Annotated in this window: 14 protein-coding genes; 8 read left to right on the plus strand and 6 right to left on the minus strand. The window is 63.5% G+C overall.

What is annotated here, in order from left to right; all coding sequences use genetic code 11:
- Positions 1-183: 183 nt before the first annotated feature.
- The gene (locus QZ853_RS00660) at positions 184-5034 is read right to left on the minus strand and encodes an NAD-glutamate dehydrogenase (RefSeq protein ID WP_295569921.1); all 4851 of its coding nucleotides are present in this window, start codon (positions 5032-5034) and stop codon (positions 184-186) included.
- A gap of 283 nt (positions 5035-5317) precedes the next feature.
- Here QZ853_RS00660 and QZ853_RS00665 point away from each other — a divergent pair, with 283 nt between their 5' ends.
- From QZ853_RS00665 to QZ853_RS00700, 8 genes are all read left to right on the plus strand, one after another.
- Positions 5318-7201: a methyl-accepting chemotaxis protein gene (locus QZ853_RS00665; RefSeq protein ID WP_295569923.1), complete on the plus strand. Its 1884-nt coding sequence runs from the start codon at positions 5318-5320 to the stop codon at positions 7199-7201.
- 148 nt (positions 7202-7349) lie between these two features.
- Entirely contained in the window at positions 7350-8309 is a 960-nt protein-coding gene (locus QZ853_RS00670) for a MoxR family ATPase (protein ID WP_013790950.1), read from the plus strand.
- The gene (locus QZ853_RS00675) at positions 8309-9262 is read left to right on the plus strand and encodes a DUF58 domain-containing protein (RefSeq protein WP_147177792.1); all 954 of its coding nucleotides are present in this window, start codon (positions 8309-8311) and stop codon (positions 9260-9262) included. The genes QZ853_RS00670 and QZ853_RS00675 overlap by 1 nt, the downstream gene beginning before the upstream one ends.
- Positions 9259-9753: a DUF4381 domain-containing protein gene (locus tag QZ853_RS00680; RefSeq protein WP_147177794.1), complete on the plus strand. Its 495-nt coding sequence runs from the start codon at positions 9259-9261 to the stop codon at positions 9751-9753. Before QZ853_RS00675 ends, QZ853_RS00680 begins: the two co-directional genes overlap by 4 nt.
- Positions 9746-10777, plus strand: coding sequence for a VWA domain-containing protein (locus QZ853_RS00685; protein WP_147177796.1), 1032 nt, complete (start codon positions 9746-9748; stop codon positions 10775-10777). The genes QZ853_RS00680 and QZ853_RS00685 overlap by 8 nt, the downstream gene beginning before the upstream one ends.
- Positions 10774-12522, plus strand: a complete 1749-nt coding sequence (locus QZ853_RS00690) for a VWA domain-containing protein (RefSeq protein ID WP_147177798.1) — start codon at positions 10774-10776, stop codon at positions 12520-12522. The genes QZ853_RS00685 and QZ853_RS00690 overlap by 4 nt, the downstream gene beginning before the upstream one ends.
- Positions 12519-14159: a BatD family protein gene (locus QZ853_RS00695; RefSeq protein WP_147177800.1), complete on the plus strand. Its 1641-nt coding sequence runs from the start codon at positions 12519-12521 to the stop codon at positions 14157-14159. Before QZ853_RS00690 ends, QZ853_RS00695 begins: the two co-directional genes overlap by 4 nt.
- Before the next feature lie 11 nt (positions 14160-14170).
- Positions 14171-14989: an AraC family transcriptional regulator gene (locus QZ853_RS00700; protein ID WP_147177802.1), complete on the plus strand. Its 819-nt coding sequence runs from the start codon at positions 14171-14173 to the stop codon at positions 14987-14989.
- Between the two features lie 610 nt (positions 14990-15599).
- On the opposite strand, the gene QZ853_RS00705 is transcribed toward QZ853_RS00700, so the two are convergent.
- The 5 genes from QZ853_RS00705 to QZ853_RS00725 form a co-directional block, all read right to left on the minus strand.
- Positions 15600-16307, minus strand: coding sequence for a LysE family translocator (locus tag QZ853_RS00705; protein WP_295569935.1), 708 nt, complete (start codon positions 16305-16307; stop codon positions 15600-15602).
- 367 nt (positions 16308-16674) lie between these two features.
- Complete coding sequence (locus QZ853_RS00710; protein ID WP_295569937.1) at positions 16675-16908, minus strand: cytoplasmic protein; 234 nt, start codon at positions 16906-16908, stop codon at positions 16675-16677.
- A 63-nt stretch (positions 16909-16971) separates the two neighbouring features.
- A complete protein-coding gene (locus QZ853_RS00715; protein WP_288354855.1) occupies positions 16972-17325 on the minus strand; it encodes a hypothetical protein in 354 nt (117 codons plus the stop codon).
- 93 nt (positions 17326-17418) lie between these two features.
- Positions 17419-17748: an Imm1 family immunity protein gene (locus QZ853_RS00720; RefSeq protein ID WP_295569941.1), complete on the minus strand. Its 330-nt coding sequence runs from the start codon at positions 17746-17748 to the stop codon at positions 17419-17421.
- A gap of 209 nt (positions 17749-17957) precedes the next feature.
- Complete coding sequence (locus tag QZ853_RS00725) at positions 17958-18239, minus strand: hypothetical protein (RefSeq protein ID WP_147178127.1); 282 nt, start codon at positions 18237-18239, stop codon at positions 17958-17960.
- Positions 18240-18608: the final 369 nt, after the last annotated feature.

The following is an 18608-nucleotide window of genomic DNA, read 5'->3' on the forward strand; positions in this document are numbered from 1 at the left end:
GCGGCCGATACTAGCGTGCAATGCAGAACGGCCCCGCTTGCGCGGGGCCGTTTCTCCAACGTCTGCAGATCAGGAGCCCCCCTGAGTCAGGGGGGCGCGCCAACGGCGCGGGGGTCCGGGAGCATGGTTGGCATGGGTCCCACGGTCTGCAGGGCAAACCGTGGGGCGTCAGCGCGAATGCGCTTACGCACCATGCGCCGCCAGCTGGCCCAGGCGCTGCACCGCAACCGAAACGGTCGGGTAGTCCAGGGTCTTCTGCTCGGCCAGTTCGGCCAGCATTGCCAGGGTGAAGCGCAGGCTGTTGTCGTCACGACCCATCCAGGCTGCAACCTTGGCCTCCGCGCTGCTGCCCTTGGTGCCCAGCACCTGGCCAGCCAGGTTGCGATGGTTGGCCGCCAGTTCGTCACGCAGCACGCCACGTGCCACGGCGTGCCAACGACCGTTGACCTCCAGCGCGTCGACCTGCTCGAACAGCCACGGCAGCTGCAGGGCATCGCCCAGGCGGAAGTGGACCTTGGACACGTCCACCGGCTTCAGCTTGCGGGTGCGGGCCAGTTCGATGATGTCAAACGCCGGCTCCAGGAAGTGCAGTTCGGCCAGCTGCTGAGCCAGCGCGGACGGCAGGCCCTTTTCCTTCCACTCGGCCACCAGGGCTTCGTAGGTCGGACGCTGCGAATCCGGCAGCACGCCCGAGGCGACGCGGATGTCGTTGAACGGCCCCTGGTAGCGGTTGACCGCTTCGGTGATGCCCGGCATCGCGCCCGGGCGCGACAGCAGCCAGCGCACGAACGAGCGCTGCAGCTTCCAGATCACTTCCAGCGCGTCGATCTGCACCGACTCCGGCACCTTGCCGTCGAGCGCATCGATCTGCGCCCACAGCGCGCGTGCATCCAGCGTTTCGCGGCTGATGGTGTAGGCCTTGGCGACCTCGGCGATGGAACGGCCGGTGTCTTCCTGCATGCGCATCAGGAAGGTGGCGCCCATGCGGTTGATGGTCTGGTTGGTCACGGCCGTGGCGATGATTTCGCGCTTCAGGCGGTGACGCTCCATCGCGTCGGCGTACTTCTTCTGCAGCGGGGTCGGGAAGTAGCGCTGCAGTTCCTTGGACAGGTACGGATCTTCCGGGATGTCCGAATCCAGCAGCTGGGCGAACGCCACCAGCTTGGAGTAGGACAGCAGCACCGACAGTTCCGGACGGGTCAGGCCCTGGCCGCGTGCCTTGCGCTGCGACAGCTCGGCATCGGACGGCAGGAACTCGATCTGGCGGTCCAGCAGGCCCTGCTGTTCCAGGGTGCGGATGAAGTGCTGCTTGGAACCCAGGCGCTTGACCGCCATCCGCTCCATCAGGCTCAGGGCCTGGTTCTGGCGGTAGTTGTCGTTGAGCACCAGGTCGGCCACTTCGTCGGTCATCGACGCCAGCAGCTTGTTGCGCTGTTCGACGGTCAGCTTCTTGGCCCGCACCACATCGTTGAGCAGGATCTTGATGTTGACTTCGTGGTCGGAGGTGTCGACGCCGGCCGAGTTGTCGATGAAGTCGGTGTTGAGCAGCACGCCAGCCTGGGCGGCTTCGATGCGGCCCAGCTGGGTCATGCCCAGGTTGCCACCCTCGCCCACCACCTTGCAGCGCAGCTCGCCACCGTTCACGCGCAGGGCGTTGTTGGCGCGGTCGCCGACATCGCTGTGCTGCTCGCTGGCGGCCTTGACGTAGGTACCGATGCCGCCGTTCCACAGCAGGTCGACCGGTGCCTTCAGGATCGCGCTCATCAGATCGTTCGGCGACAGCGCCTTGACGCTGTCGTCCAGGCCCAGCGCTTCGCGCACCTGCGGGGTGATCTCGATCGACTTCAGGCTGCGCGGATAGATGCCGCCGCCCTTGCTGATCAGCTTGGCGTCGTAGTCCGCCCAGCTCGAACGCGGCACGGTGAACAGTCGCTCACGTTCGACGAACGTGGTGGCCGCATCCGGGTTCGGGTCCAGGAAGATGTGGCGGTGATCGAAGGCAGCGACCAGGCGGATATGGCGCGACAGCAACATGCCGTTGCCGAACACGTCGCCGGACATGTCGCCGACGCCGACCGCGGTGAAGTCCTGGGTCTGGCTGTCACGGCCCAGCGCACGGAAGTGGCGCTTGACCGACTCCCACGCACCGCGTGCGGTGATGCCCATGCCCTTGTGGTCGTAACCGACCGAGCCACCGGAGGCGAACGCATCGCCCATCCAGAAGCCGTGCGCGATGGCCAAGCCGTTGGCGATGTCGGAGAAGGTCGCGGTGCCCTTGTCGGCGGCGACGACCAGATAAGGATCATCGCCGTCATGGCGTACCACGTTGGCAGGAGGCGCGACTTCGCCTTCTTTCAGGTTGTCGGTGATGTCCAGCAGGCCGCTGATGAAGATGCGATAGCAGGCGATGGCCTCGGCCTGAATCTCGTCACGGCTGCCACCCAGCGGCAGGCGACGCGGCACGAAACCGCCCTTGGCGCCGACCGGCACGATCACCGCGTTCTTGACCTGCTGGGCCTTGACCAGGCCGAGCACTTCGGTACGGAAGTCCTCTTCACGGTCCGACCAGCGCAGGCCACCACGGGCCACGTTGCCGAAGCGCAGGTGCACGCCCTCGACGCGCGGCGAGTAGACGAATATCTCGAACTTCGGCACTGGCCGTGGCAGCTCGGGAATCGCGCTGGGGTTGAACTTGAAGCTGAAGTAACTCTTCACCTCGCCCAGGGCGTCCGGCTGGTAGAAGTTGGTGCGCAGGGTGGCTTTGATCAGGTCCAGATAGCGACGCAGGATGCGGTCTTCGTTGAGCACCGCGACGTTGTCCAGAGCGCCGAGAATGGCCTGCTCGAGCTTCTGCTGCTTATCGTTAAGGTCATTGGCGCTGAGCTTGCGGGCCAGATAGAAGCGTGTGCGGAACAGGCGCACCAGCTCGCGGGCGATGTCGGCATGGTTGAGCAGCGTGTTGGCGATGTAACCCAGGTCGAAGCCCAGACGAATCTGCTTGAGGTAGCGGGCATAGGCACGTAGCAGCGCCACGTCACGCCAAGCCAGACCGGCGGTCAGCACAAGACGGTTGAAGGAGTCGTTCTCGGCGTCGCCGCGCACGATATGCACGAAGGCGTCCTGCAGGGTGTCGTTGAGCTGCTGGATATCGAGATTGACACCTTCGGCGTAGGTGAAGGCGAAATCGTGAATCCAGAACTCGCGGCCGCTCTGGTGCTGCAGGCGATACGGGAACTCGCCCAGCACGCGCAGGCCGAGGTTCTCCAGCACCGGCAGCACGTCGGACAGCGCCAGCGGCGTGTCGGCGTGGTACAGCTTGCAGTGCAGCTGACGCTCACCGGGCACCAGCGGCTGGTAGAAGCTCATGACCAGCGGGCGATCCTCGGAGAGGCTGCGCAGGTGCTGCATGTCGACCACCGCCGAGTGCGGCGCGAAGCGCTCGCGGTAGCCGGCCGGGAAGCTTTTCGGGAAGTCGGTGAGCACGCGGGTGCCCTTGGCTTCGCCGAAGTTCTCCACGGCCAGGGCGGCGTAGTCATCGGTCCAGGAACGGCAGGCCTGAACGACTTCGCGCTCGAGCTGCTGCGGGTCGATGTCCAGCTTGTTCTTAGGATCCACGCGCAGGATGAACTGCACGCGGGCCAGCACGGATTCGGAGAAGTAGGTCCAGAACTCGCAATCGCTGGCCTGCAGGCGATCGACCAGCACCTGCTGGATGCGCAGGCGGGTTTCGGTGGAATAGATATCGCGCGGCACATACGCCAGCGCATAGACGAAACGCCCGTAGGGGTCGAAGCGCAGGAACAGGCGGACCTTGTTGCGCTCCTGAATCTGCACGATCGACAGCGCCGTGCTGGCCAGCTCGTCGACCGGCGTCTGGAACAGGTCGTCGCGCGGCAGCACTTCGAGAACCTTGACCAGCTCCTTGCTCAGGTGGCCCTGGGAGATGAAGCCGGAGCGTTTCTCGACCTCGGCGACCTTGCGGCGGATGTAGGGAATCTCGCGCACGCTCTCGCTGTAGGCGGTCGAAGTGTAGATGCCGAGGAAGCGGCACTCCTTGACCACCTTGCCGGAGGCATCGATTTCGCGGATGGAGACGAAATCAGGGTAAGCCGGGCGATGCACGCGGCTCGGCTGCGCGGCCTTGGCGAACGACAGCAGGGTCGGCTCGCGCAGGTAGGCCAGCGCGTAGGGTTCGATGTGCAGCTCGTCCTGGCTCAGGCCGCTGCGCAGGCGTTTGGACAGCCCCAATAGGGAGCTTTCGTCGTACTGCAGGTGGCCGCCGTCGGCCGCGTCGTGAACGGTGAATTCTTCGTAGCCAAGGAAGGTGAAGTGGTTGTCCTGCAACCAGGAAAGAAACACTTTGATCTCTTCCACTTCGGCCGGGTCGATGGCGCCGTGGCCGAAGCTGCCGTCACCGAGCTTGCCCAGCAGTTCCTGGGCCTTAGCCTTCATCGGCTGGAAGTCGGCGACGCTCAGGCGCACTTCCTCGAGCACTTCGAGCAGGGTCTTCTGCAGCGACTTGATCTCGGCGTTGCTGGCGCAGCGGTTGATCTCCAGGAACATCAGCGATTCGAGGCTGACGCCCTCGCCCGTGCTGCCCTTGGGCAGCAGTTCGAGCAGCGCGCCCTGGGCATCGCGGCGCACGCTGAGCACGCTGTTCTGCAGGGTATGAATGCTGTAGCCGCGGCGCTTGAGTTCGATACGTACGGAATCGACCAGGAACGGAATGTCCGGATGCAGCACCTCGATGCCGGTGTGAGTGCTCTGCCAGCCGTGCTTTTCATAATCGGGGTTGAAGACGCGGACCTGCGGCTGGCTCGGGTCGAACTGGGCCAGCAGGCGCCAGGCCGAGAGGGTGCAACCAACGAGGTCGGACAGTCGCCGCTGCGTCAGTTCTTCGAGTGCGATGATGCCAAAGAACTGTTCAGCGAACAGGGCCACTTGTGGCAGGTCCTGCTCGCTGACGTGCTGCGCCAGGGCCGCTTGCAGTTGATGCTGGAAGTCGGCTTTGCTGGCCGCGGTGAAGAACGCCATGCTTGTACTCCGTCTGTAGGCTTGGTAGGTGCGATTGTTGTTTCCGTACGTAGTTCAACCTTAGACCGGCTACCTGCAAACGCTACCCGTTGTACAAATGACGCGCCGGTCACAGGCGCCGCACGAGCTTAACGAGGCGGTGGCAGTGCACGCTTGCGGTGCAGCGACATTTTCGTTCACGCTGCCCGCCCCATAGCAGACATCGTACAACCCTCTTGCGCTGTGCTGGCACAACGCCTAAAGTCTGGCGTCAATAAAAATAAAGCCAACCTGGACACCCGCCATGTCACTGTTCCTTTCCTGGAAACAGAAGTTTCGCCTTCTTATCCTTATCACCCTGTCCAGCCTGGCGCTGATGACGGCGGCTTCGTTCTGGGCCAGCCAGACCCTCGACAACGCCCTGCAGGCCCGCGAACGCGCCACCGCCTACGCAGGCGATTCAGCCACGCTGATGAATCAGTGGCTGAAGCTGAACGCCGAACGCCGCCAGCTCACCCCCGATGGCGAAGCCGAGTTCCAGACCGCACTGACCGCGCTCGGCGATCTATCCCGCCAATACGTACAGCGCGCAGAATTGCTCGACGATGCCACCCTGCTCGACAGCTCCCGGCGCCTGGATGAGCTTTTGCAACAGGACATCGCCGTGCAGCAGAACTGGCTCAAGCAGTCCCACGCACTGGGCCTGACGCCCTTCAGCGGCCTGCGCGCCAAGCTGGCGGAAAGCGGCAAGGAGCTGGAGCGGGTCAGCATCAGCCTGATCCAGGCATCGATTGCCGAGGCGCTGAGCAACCAGCGTGATTACCTGTCCACCTTCGATGCCAAATACGCCGACGGCGTGCGTGCGGCACTGGGCAAATTGCAGGCGCAGATCGTCGATCTGGAATGGCAAGAAAGCCGGGTGGGCAAAGCATCCAGCGCCTTCACCGACAACTTCACCGCAGCCGATACGCTGATCCAGCAGATCGTGGCCAGCGAGAAACAGCTGCAGCAGCAGGGCCAGCAGATCGAGGCCAGCATCGAGGCGCAGAACAAGCACCTGCAGGACACCGTGCTGACGGGCGCCACCCGACAGGCCGAGCAGGCGCGCAGCACCGCACGCTGGATGATGGGCCTGACCTTCGTGCTGGTCTCGGCCTTCATGCTACTGACCCTGGGCCGCGCCTCGCGCCTGCTGATGGCGCAGCTGGACCGGGTCAACCGCCTGCTCGCCCAGGTCGCGGCGGGCAACCTGACTGCGCGGATCGACGTCGGCGCAAACCACCGCGACGAATTCAACCAGCTCGGCAGCGCCTCGAACCAGATGACCCAGGGCATCGCCGGGGTGATTCGCCAGGTGCTGGACGGCAACAAGGAACTCAACCAGTTACACCACTACCTCAACGACGCCATGCGTCGCCTCGAGGAAAACAGCACCCAGGTGGAGATGCAGACCGAACAGGCCGCCTCGGCCTCTCAGCAGATCTCCGCCACGGTCAATGAAATGGCCCAGCGCACCACCGATGTCGGCAACGCCACCCAGGCCGCCTACCAGTCGGCGCGCGACGGCGCTTCGGTGATCAATGCCAGCGCCGACAACATGCGCCGCCTCTCGCAGCTGATCCAGGACACCCACGCCCAGGTCAGCGCCCTTACCCAGTCGAGCACCAAGGTCACCAGCATCATCGACGTGATCAACGGCCTGGCCGACCAGACCAACCTGCTGGCGCTCAACGCCGCCATCGAAGCAGCCCGTGCTGGCGAGGCCGGCCGCGGCTTCTCGGTGGTCGCCGATGAAGTGCGTTCCCTGGCCCAGAAGACGGTGGCGGCCACCACCGATATCGCGGTGATCGTCAACGAGTTGCGCGAGCAGACCCAGCAGATGGACCAACTGATGACCAGCGGCCTGAACCTCGCCACCCAGGGCGAGCGCAGCTCCGGCGAAGTGGCCCAGGCCATCGACGGCATCACCGGCTCCATGGAGCACCTGAGCGCCGAGATGAGCCAGGTGGTGGTGGCCATCGAGCAGATTTCCTGCACCACCGAGGAAATCGCCGCCAAGGTCGAGGACATCAACCTGCACACCGGCAAGACCAAGACCCTGCGCCTGAGCCTGGACGAACACACCCAGGGCCTGTCGCGCCAGGTCGAGGCGCTCAACCACAGTGCCGGCCAGTTCCGTATCGTCTGAGGCAGTGCCGGCCGCGCGCGGCGCTGGCCGGCTGGCAACCCGGTCACAGGCCGGGCAGCCCCGCATGGCTTACGCCCCTGCCTTCGATTATCATGGGCGGCCCTGACGAGCGGGGTTCGTCGCTCGCGATTCGCATCTGGACAGCCCCATGGAACACAGAGACGCGCTGCTCGCTCTTCGCCACTTTCTCGCCAGCCAGATCCTCGGTCAGGAAAAGCTCATCGATCGCCTGCTGATCGCCCTGCTCGCCGACGGCCACATGCTGGTCGAAGGCGCTCCCGGCCTGGCCAAGACCAAGGCGATCAAGGAACTGGCCGAAGGCATCGAAGCCGAATTCCACCGCATCCAGTTCACCCCCGACCTGCTGCCCGCCGACATCACCGGCACCGAGATCTATCGCCCGGAAACCGGCAGTTTCGTGTTCCAGCAAGGGCCGATCTTCCATAACCTGGTACTCGCCGACGAGATCAACCGCGCGCCAGCCAAGGTGCAGTCGGCACTGCTCGAAGCCATGGCCGAGCGCCAGGTATCGGTGGGCCGCAGCACCTACGACCTGTCGCCGCTGTTCCTGGTAATGGCCACCCAGAACCCCATCGAACAGGAAGGCACCTACCCGCTGCCCGAAGCCCAGCTCGACCGCTTCCTGATGCACGTGAAGATCGGCTTCCCCGACGCCAGCGTGGAACGCAAGATCCTCGCCCAGGCCCGCGGCGAAGCGCTGCACGGCGAGACCAAACCCGATCACCGCCTCAGCCAGCAGGCGATCTTCTCCGCCCGCAAGGAAATCCTCGGCCTCTATATGGCCGATGCGGTGGAGGAATACCTGGTGCAACTGGTGATGGCCTCGCGCACCCCCGGAAAGTTCGACGCCGAGCTGGCCGAATGGATCGCCCACGGCTCCAGCCCGCGCGGCTCCATCGCCTTGGACCGCTGTGCGCGGGCCCACGCCTGGCTGGCCGGCCGCGACTTCGTCAGCCCCGAGGACATCCAGGCCGTGCTGTTCGACGTATTGCGCCACCGCATCATCCTGTCGTTCGAAGCCGAGGCCTCGGGCATCGACCAGGACCGCGTGGTCCAGCGCATTCTCGACGTGGTCGCGGTAGCCTGATGCTTTCGCATGCGGATAACCCTGAGCTGCAGGCGGGCATCCGTACCGATCTCAAGCAACTGATCGACATGCGCCACCGGGTGCGCGAGGTGCAGCTGTTCTCCACACCGGGCCGTCGCAGCCCGCTGATCGGCCTGCACCACTCCAAGCTGCGTGGCCGCGGTGTCGACTTCGACCAGGTGCGCGTCTACCAGCCGGGCGACGACGTGCGCACCATCGACTGGCGCGTCACGGCACGCACCCAGGAGCCGCACACCAAGCTGTTTCACGAGGAACGCGAGCGCCCCATCTACCTGCTAGTCGAGCAGAGCCGCCAGCTGTTCTTCGGCTCGGGCCTGATGTTCAAGTCGGTGCTCGCCGCCCGCGCGGCCGGGCTGATCGGCTGGGCCGCTCTGGGCCACAACGACCGCATCGGCGGGCTGGTCTTCGGCGGCCAGGACCACCACGAAATCAAACCGCGGCGCAGCAAGCAAAGCCTGCTGCAACTGCTCAGCCGCCTGGCACGCGCCAACCAGGCGCTGTCCGCCGACACGCCGCTGGTGCGCGACAGCTTCGGCCAGGCCCTGCGCCGAGCCCGGGAAGTGCTACGCCCCGGGAGCCTGGTGGTGATCCTCTGCGACGAACGCACCCTGGGCGACAGCAGCGAACAGCAGCTGATGCTCTTGGCCCGCCACACCGACCTATTGCTGCTACCAGTTTCCGACCCGCTCGACCACGCCCTGCCCGCCTCCGGCCTGCTGCGCTTCGGCGAAGGCGACGCCCAGCTGGATGTGGATACCGAAGACGCCAACCTGCAACAAAGCTACCGCGACCAGGCCCAGGCGCGCCGCGCCCGCTGGCAGCGCCTGGCCAACAAGCTCGGCGTGCCGCTGCTGTCGCTGTCCACCGGCCAGGAGTTGGTCGAGCAGTTGCACGAGCACCTCAACAACCTGCGCCCCGGCAGGTCCGCATGAACCCGCTGGACCAGCTCGAACCGCTAATCGCCCCGGCCGCCATCAACTGGTGGCCACCGGCGCCCGGCTGGTGGCTGCTCGCCGCCCTGCTCCCGGTGCTGCTGTGGGGCGCCTGGCGCCTGGTGCCGCGGTTGCCACGGCCACGCCGCAAGCAAGCTGTCGAACAGCCTTTGGATCCGATGCGTGAGGCAGCCCTGCAGGAGCTGCAACGCCTGAGCAAACCCTATGACGGCGCCCCGGCCGGCCCCTGGCTGCAGCAGCTAAACGGGCTGCTCAAGCGCCTGTGCCGAGAGCGTTACCCGGACAGCCACAGCCATACCCTGAGCAGCCGCGCCTGGCTGGCGTTTCTCGATAACCGCTGCCCGGCCGCCGGCCTGACGCGCTGGATGATCCTCGTCGAGGGCACCTACAAGCCGCATTGCACCCTGGATGACAAGGCCATCGAGGGCCTGCACCAGGCGGTCGCCACCTGGATCCGCAAGCATGTTTGAGTTCGCCTGGCCGTGGATCTTTCTGCTCGCGCCGCTGCCCTGGCTGCTGCGCCTGTGGCTGCCGGCCGCCGACAGCGGCGAAGCGGCGCTGAAGGTGAGTTTTCTCGGCGAACTGGAAAATCTCTCCGGGCGCCGCGCCCGCCTGCAGCTGCCGCCCTGGAAGAAACAGGTGCACTTCGCCCTGCTCTGGTTGCTCCTGCTGATCGCTGCGGCCCGTCCGGAATGGGTCGGCGAGCCCCTGCCACTGCCGGCCAGTGGCCGCGACCTGCTGATCGCCGTGGACGTTTCCGGCTCCATGGATTACGCCGACATGCGCCTGGGCGAAGAGGACGTCAGCCGTCTGACGCTGGTCAAGCAGCTGATCGGCGAGTTCATCGACGGCCGCACCGGCGACCGCGTCGGGCTGATCCTGTTCGGCAGCCAGGCGTACCTGCAGGCGCCGCTGACCTTCGACCGGCAGACCGTGCGCACCTGGCTCGACGAAGCGGTGATCGGCATCGCCGGGCAGAACACCGCCCTCGGCGACGCCATCGGCCTGGCGGTCAAACGCCTGCGTCAGCGCCCCGCCGACAGCCGCGTACTGGTGCTGATCACCGACGGCGCCAACAATGGCGGGCAGATCGAACCGATGACCGCCGCCCGCCTGGCCGCCGAGGAAGGCGTGACCATCTACCCAATCGGCATCGGCTCCGACCCGCAGCAGGGTGGCAACTTCGCTGCCTTCGGCATGAACCCGAGCCTGGACCTGGACGAGCCGAGCCTGCGCGCCATCGCTGAACTGACCGGCGGTGAATACTTCCGCGCCCGTGATCAGCGCGAGCTGCAGCACATCGAAGCGACCCTCGACCGCCTGGAGCCGGTGGCCCAGCAACCGACACTGGCGCGCCCGGCCCAGGCGCTGTACGCCTGGCCGCTGGCCGCCGCGTTGCTGCTGAGCCTGCTGCTGGTGTTCCGCTGCCTGTGGCCTCAACTGCGCCAGCAGGCCTTGAGCGCCGCACAACGTGTGGGGCGCAAGACACCATGAGCGACTATCTGCCCCACCTGCTGCGCCCCTGGTGGCTGCTGGCGTTGCCCGTGCTGGCCTGGCTGCTGTGGTTGCTGGCGCACCGGGAAACCCGCAGCGGCCGCTGGCAGGCCCTGCTGCCGGCGGCCTTTCACGCTGCCCTGCTGCGCGGCGGCCGCGGCCGGCGCAGCCGCCTGCCGCTGATCATTCTGGTACTGGCCTGGCTGCTGACCACCCTGGCGCTGGTCGGCCCGAGTTGGCAGCGCATCGAACAGAACGATGCCAAGCCGGCCGACCCGCTGGTGGTGATGCTCGAGCTGACCCCGCAGATGCTCGCCGGCGACGCCTCGCCCAACCGCCTGGCCCAGGCCCGTCGCAAGTTGCTCGACCTGCTGAAGGCGCGCGGTGACGCGCAGACCGCCATCGTGGTATACGCCGGCAGCGCCCACACCCTGGTGCCGCTGTCCGATGACCTAGGCACCAGCCGCAACCTGCTCGAAGCCCTCAAACCGTCGATCATGCCCGAGCCCGGCAAGCGCGCCGACCTGGCGGTGGCAAGGGCGCTAGAGCTGCTCAAGAACGGCGCACAGGGCCAGGGCCGCCTGCTGCTGATCACCAGCGGCCTGGACGAAGGCGAGTTCAGCGCCATCGCCAAACTGCTCGGCAACCGCGGCAAAAATCTACGCATTCTCGGCGTGGGCAGCAGCGAGGGCGCGCCGATCATGCAGGAAGACGGCACCTTCATGAAGGACGAGCGAGGCGCCATCCTCATACCGCGCCTGGATGTCAGTGGTTTGCGGCAGTTCGCCAGGGATACCGGCGCCCAGTACCGCAGCATCAGCCTCGATGACCGCGACCTGCGCAGCCTGGGACTGCTCGACGGTCCCAAGGCGCTGCGCGACAACGGCCACAAGACCCAACTGCGCAGCTGGGCCGACCAGGGTTACTGGCTGCTATTGCCGCTGTTGCTGCTGGCCGCCTGCGCCGGCCGCCGCGGTTGGCTGCTGTGCCTGCCGCTGCTGTTGCTCGGCACTCCGCAAACCGGCATGGCGATGAGCTTCGACGACCTCTGGCTGCGCGCCGACCAGCAGGGCCAGCGTCTGCTCGACGCCGGCCGCCCCAAGGAAGCTGCCGAGCGCTTCGAGGACCCGCACTGGCGCGGCATGGCACTCTACCAGGCCGGCGATTACGCAGCGGCCGCCGAACAGTTCGCCAAGGACGACAGCGCACCGTCGCTCTACAACCGCGGTAACGCCCTGGCGCGCAGCAACGAGCTGGAAGCGGCCATCGACGCCTACGACCGCGCCCTGGAAATCGATCCGCAGTTGCAGCAGGCCGCGAAGAACAAGGCCCTGGTCGAGGAACTGCTGCGTCAGCGCCAAAAGCAGGCCGAGCAACCGGACGAAGGCGAAGACCCGCAGCCCGACGACAAGCCGGATGAGCAGCAACCGCCCGGCCAATCCTCGGCCGCCAGCGAAGACGAGCAGAGAGGCCAGGGTCAGCCAGCGACCGCCCAGGAGCAGCGGCCGCCTGCCCAGGAACAGCCGCAGCCGAACCCGACCGGCGAAGGTGCACCTGCAGACAAGGCCGAGCCGACGCAGAACGCGCCGTCTGAAAAAGCAGCCCCCGAAGCCGATACGCCGCTCGATGGCGAGCGGCGCCAGGCTCTGGAACAATGGCTGCGGCAAATTCCCGATGACCCGGGCGAATTGCTGCGCCGCAAATTCTGGTACGAACAGCAACAGCGTCAGGAACAAGCCCGATGACCCGCCTGCTCTGCACCCTGCTCTTCTGTTTGCTGGCATGGCAGGCCAGCGCGCAGGAGTTTACCGCCAGCGTCGACCGCAGCCGGCTGAACCTGGGCGAAAGCCTCGACCTGACCCTCGAATCGACGGACGCCACCGAATTCGGCAAACCCGACCTGACCCCGCTCAACGAGCTGTTCGACGTGCTCGGCACCCGCCAGGTCAACCGCCTGACCAGCCTGGAAGGCAAGGCGCGCGCCAGCACCCGCTGGATCGTCACCCTCAAACCGCGCCACAGCGGCTTCGTGGTGATTCCGCCGCTGCGCCTGGGCGACGCCCAGAGCCAGCCGGTCAGCCTGCATGTGGTAGAGGCCACCAGCCAGAACAGCGACGAGCAGATGGCGCCGATATTCATCGACGCCAGCCTGGATCACGAGAGCGTCTACGTGCAGGCGCAGAGCGTACTGACCCTGCGCATCTACCACTCGGTGTCGCTGTACGACGACAGCAGCCTCACACAGCTGGAAATCCCCGATGCGCGGGTCGAATCCCTCGGCGAGCCGCGCACCTACGAGCAGGACATCGGCGGCGTGCGCCACGGCGTGATCGAGCTGCGCTACGCCATCTTCCCGCAGAAAAGCGGCCAGCTGGCCATCCCCAGCCAGGTGTTCAGCGCTACCCTTGCCGACCGCAGCAGCCGCAACGGCTACACGCCGTTCGGCCCGCGCCCGGGTAAGGTCACCCGGGTGCGCTCACCGGAGATTCCGCTTACCGTGAAGGCCAAGCCGGCCGACTACCCGGCCGATGCGCCCTGGCTGCCGGCCCGTGCCCTGAGCCTGGCCGAGGCCTGGAGCCCAGAGCCGGGCGAAATCAAGGTCGGTGATTCGCTGACGCGCAGCCTGATGCTCAAGGCCGACGGGCTGTCCAGCGCCCAGCTGCCGCCATTGCCGGCAACCGAGATGGAAGGCCTGCGCCGTTACCCTGATCAGCCGCAGCTGACCAACGAGAGCAGCGAGCGCGGCGTTATCGGCAGCCGTGAAGAGCGCGAGGCGCTGGTCGCCAGCAATGCCGGCACTCTGGAGCTGCCGGCGGTGGACGTGGTGTGGTGGAACACCCACGAGGATCGCCTGGAGCACAGCAGTTTGCCGGCGCGCACCCTGAAAGTGGCCGCCGACCCGGCACTGAGCGTCGAGCAGCCGGTGGAAACCCGCCCGCGCGAGGGCGCCGCCAGCGACGTATTGCTGTGGCCCTGGCAGCTGAGCACCATGCTGTTGGCGCTGACCACCCTGCTCGGCTTCGGCCTCTGGTGGCACGCGCGCAGCCAGCCGGCCGTGCAACGCAGCGCCCAAGTCGGCCCCAGCCCGCGCACCCTGCTCGACGACCTCAAGCGCGCCTGCCTGGCCAACGACAGCCAGGCCACCCGCCAGGCCCTCGACGCCTGGGCACGCCAGCAACCGGAAACCCTGGCCGACATGGCCGCTCGCTTCGCGCCGCTGTCCGAAGCGCTGGACGGTCTCAACGGCGCGCTGTACAGCGAAGCCGGCCAGCATTGGCAAGGCAAGCAGCTGTGGCAGGCCATCGGCGAACTGCCGGCGGCGGAAAAAAACCAGGACAACGGCCAGGACGGTGGTCAGCTGCCGCCGCTCTACCCGCGCTGAACGGAGACTGCATGGACGCTCGCCCCGCTTGCCCCCACTTCTGGCGCGACGCCGCCCTGCCCTTTATCGAGCTGCGCTCCATCGAGGATGGCCGCCAGGTCTGCTACGGACGGCACAGCCACGCGTTCTTTTCCATCGGCGCGATCACCAGCGGCCAAAGCACCTTCAGCAACCGCGAGGTGGATCGCCAGGTGAGCCAGGGCACGGTGGTGCTGATGAACCCCAGCGACGTGCACGCCTGCAACCCCATTGACGGCGAGCCCTGGTCGTACCTGATGTGCTACGTCGACCCGCACTGGCTGGGCGAGTTGCAGCATGCCCAGGGCTTTACCGACGTACCCGCGTTCCAGCGCTTCGCCTCCATCGCCAGCGACGATGCCGAGCTGTATCAGGGCCTGCTGGCATTGCGGCGCAGCCTGCTCGATCCATCGGCCAGCATCGCCGACAAGCGCGCCGAGGCCGAGGCATTCTTCGGCCTGGCGCTGCAGCGGCTGGTGCTCGAGGGCGAGCGTGACGACAGCCTGAACCCGCGCCTGGAACTGGCCGCCGAGCTGATCGAGCAGCACTGCGGCGAGCCGTTGCGCCTCGATACCCTGTGCGAAGCGGCGCAGCTGTCGTCATCTCAATTGATTCGCGGCTTCAAGCAGCGCTACGGCCTGACGCCCCACGCCTACCTGCTCAACCGCCGCATCCAGTTCGCCCACGCCCGCCTGAAAAGCGGCGCGGCCCTGGCCGAAGTCGCCCAGGAAGCCGGCTTCGCCGACCAGGCGCACTTCCAGCGCACCTTCAAACAACTCCTCGCCGCCACGCCCGGCCAGTATCGCGGCTAGTGACAAGCAACCGTAGCCTGGCGTTGAGCGCAGCGATACCCAAGAATCACCCGCGAAGATGCCCACGGGTATCGCTACGCTCAACCACGGGCTACGGTTCTGTGGCGCTCCAAGAAGCTGCTCATAATCTTTCAACCCAGGCTCGCCGATTTTTACAGCTATAAGTGGTGGAAGTGGCAGGTCGGCCGCTTTGCCTTTTTGGTACTCCTCATGCCACACAATTAGCAGGTGACACCAAATCGCCCCTTCAGGAGGCCGAGCGGAGTCGTTGTGGAGAGGGTTGAGCGACATGGATGTCGCGAGAGCCGCGATGGGCCAAGGATGGCCCTTCGCGGCGGACCCTCGGAACAATGATGGAGCGAGGGAACCCCAGCGAACTGGGGCCGTATGTCGGGGCTAGACCTTTTGGTTTCTTTTGGGGCGATGCCAAAAGAAACCCGCTCGACAGAGCGGAACCGAACGTATGAACAACGCGAAAACGCTGGCATGCCCAGCTCTCGCATCGCAAGAACTCGCGGCTAAAGCCGCTCCCACGAGGTCGCTGAAAGTCAGCTTCTGTCTTGTAGTTGCCTCTGCATGAGCATAAAGATCGTGACCAGGTTCTAACGGCTTACGCCAATACCAGATACCCCGCACTGGCCACCAACAACCCCGCCAACACCCGATTGAAAACCCGCACCCGCTGCGGCGCCTGCAGGTACGGCTGCAAACAAGTCCCGGCAATAGCCCAGCAAGCCAGCGACAAATAACAGACCACGCAATAGATCGCCGCGAACAGCCATACCCGCCCCGCATCGCCATCGGCGGCAAAAGCACCCGTGCCGGCAATCGCTGCCAGCCACGCCTTGGGGTTAAGCCACTGCATCAGCGCACCGCCAGCAAAGGACGCAACTGGCCCGCCTTCAGCGCTGTGCAACGCGCCGTTATCGACCGCCAACCGCCAGGCCAGATACAGCAGAAAGGCCACGCCAGCCCACTGGATCGCCGTCGTCAGCCAGGGCAACAGCACCAGCAACTGATGCAGCCCAAGGCCAATCAGAACCAGCAGCAACGTAAAGCCCAGCGTCGCCCCGGCGACATGCCGCATGGCCACCGGCAGGCCATGGCGAGCCCCCGTGCTCAGCGACACCAGATTGACCGGCCCGGGTGAAATGGAAGCAGCCAGCGCGAACGCCGCCATGGACAGATACAGACTTTTCATCACACCTACCTCACTGCTGATCGAGTGAGGCACATTACGCAGCGCCAATGCGGGCGTATTGAAAAAAATTTGCATCATCTGAAACGGAAAAACCGCGGGTAGGCCGCGGTTTTTCATTTAGCGATCATCTCGAAATAAGGGGAAAGATTGAAATAAGGACAGATTTATTTTTAGACCAGTGGCGCTGCGCCATAAATCTGTGCCCTTTTCCAGTGGTTGTGGTGAGCAGCAGCACTGTCGGAACAGGCGAGTCCTGCAGCGGAGCAAGGCCGATAACAATGATGATCCCAGGGATCGATTGAACGCTTGGCCCCCGCTGCGCGAACTACAGAATGGCCAAGGCGCAATAGCCCAAAACAGGCCGGATATACGAATGCAACCGCGCTGACGACAGGTGCAAAAAGCAAAGCTTTGCTCACTACTTGTGGGGAGAGTCCATATACCAATTGTTATGCTTTGCGCCATAGCTAGAACCAATGTTTCTTCATGGCAGAAAGAAATTCGCGGTTAATCTGAAACCCAGAAACAGACCAATTACCGAATCAATTCCGCAACTGGGGCATAAAGCAGTATCTCCATCATCGATCCAGTCTTCGATGTTTTTGTAGTCAAAAATATCAAGGCAATAAAAGCAGCCGCAGGTCTCGCTATCTTTGAGCTCGCCGCGGTGCCGAATGGAATACTTGTGGGCTTCTTTTATGTCGGCTGAGTCAAACATGTTTGGCATGACTTCGTTGGAGTTATTCGATAAACGGACCTGGACGAATTGTTAGATGGGGTGTTAGCTCTGTAACCAGACATTCTTTAAGACTCTCGTATATTCGGTCAGGTCATCGGAGTAGTGCTTCCGCCCAAGATCTTTGAGAATACCGGCACCGACCAACTCAGCTACTACTCGATCGGTAACGTCCACATAGGACGCAACATCAGACGAGCTTCCGCCGGGAAATGGCCACTCTCCATAAGTGTCCGACACAAATGCCATCTGGTCGCCTGCACATTCCAGCATGTACCAGGTGCTCATCGCTGCTGCTGCAGCATTGCCTGCAAGCTCTAATTTCGTGGACGCCGGTATGTGCGTGAATGTGAGCACCTCACGACGAGTGAAATTTACGAGTTCGTATCCGACGGTCATTTATCATTTCACCTAACGTTTGGTTAAGGGGCAGGCTTTAGCCAGTCCCAGAAAGCGAAGCGAACGATTTGAACCACTTATCAAGCTATATAGTTATAGTTGGCTGTTAGCTTTTTTGTACTCCAATTCAACGCCATCTTCTGAATCATTGTGCCAATGAATAAACGCAGGTGGCGTTTGCTGTGCTTGAAAAAAATGCAGTGCGTGCTCAATTACATCAACAGGGTAGGCCCACGATGCTGGGTATTCGTCGTGCTGACCATTATTAAGCCGATATTCAATAGTTGATTCTGTCGGCCCTTTATAATTAGTGCTGCGTGAGCTAAAGCCCGCGTCCCCGCTATACCTTAGGTACATCAACCATCCCCACTCACCGTTGATAAGTGCGCACATGGACTGGCCGTCCGGGATCTCGATCCACACTTCCGGAATGGTGATTTTTCCATTATGAATGCCTAACGCTTGGTTAAAAGACGATAAGGGGACAGATTTATTTTAGACCAACAGCACTGTGCCATAAATAAATCTGCCCCCTTTCCGAGCGATCCGTTAAAGCATTTTTGACTTTTATTTATTTATCAAACCAGATAGCGTAATAAAAATTAATTGCAGTATAAACTTAGAAAAACTAGTTACTCGTATATTTTTCCGCAATAAAGAAAAACAGCGAATTGCTTCCATTTGTTTTTGGCTAGCTCTGATTCTTGATTGACGCCAAAATTTGAATCTTCTGCCCATGAAACTGCAGACTCAAGAAAGCTTGATATACTGTTATTCGCCCAGTCCTCTACGAAACCAACTTCGTCTATTGTTTTTCCCTCGTGCTGCTCACGATCAGCAACCAGCGCTTTGACGAAAGCCAAGAACGAGCCTTCGTCTTTTACTGCTTCAAGAGCATGATCAAGTTCTTGCATTTTGCCTCTACTATTTTTCAACGTTTAGTTAAAGAGCGGGCTTTAGCCCGTCCCAGTGAGCGAAGCGGGCGACACTGACGACTTCCACTTTACACTGCCTGCAGTTGCCACTTTGGCTGAGGCTCCCGCCCCCAGTTTACATTTCTGACGGAACTTGCAGGTAGTGCCACTAGCCGGGTTGTGCTCTCTTGATTGAGCGATAAGGGGACAGATTTATTCTTACCCCAGTGACGCTGCAACACAAATAAATCTGAGAATCATCTAGCCGGCCTCCTCACTCCCGAGTAGGCGCAAAATTCAAAGTGCGAACATTGTCTTTTGCTGTGAGGAGGCCGTGATGAAATTCTGTGGCATAGACCTGCACTCGAA

The organism is uncultured Stenotrophomonas sp., from assembly GCF_913778665.1.
In the GTDB taxonomy this organism is placed as follows: Bacteria; Pseudomonadota; Gammaproteobacteria; order Xanthomonadales; family Xanthomonadaceae; genus Stenotrophomonas.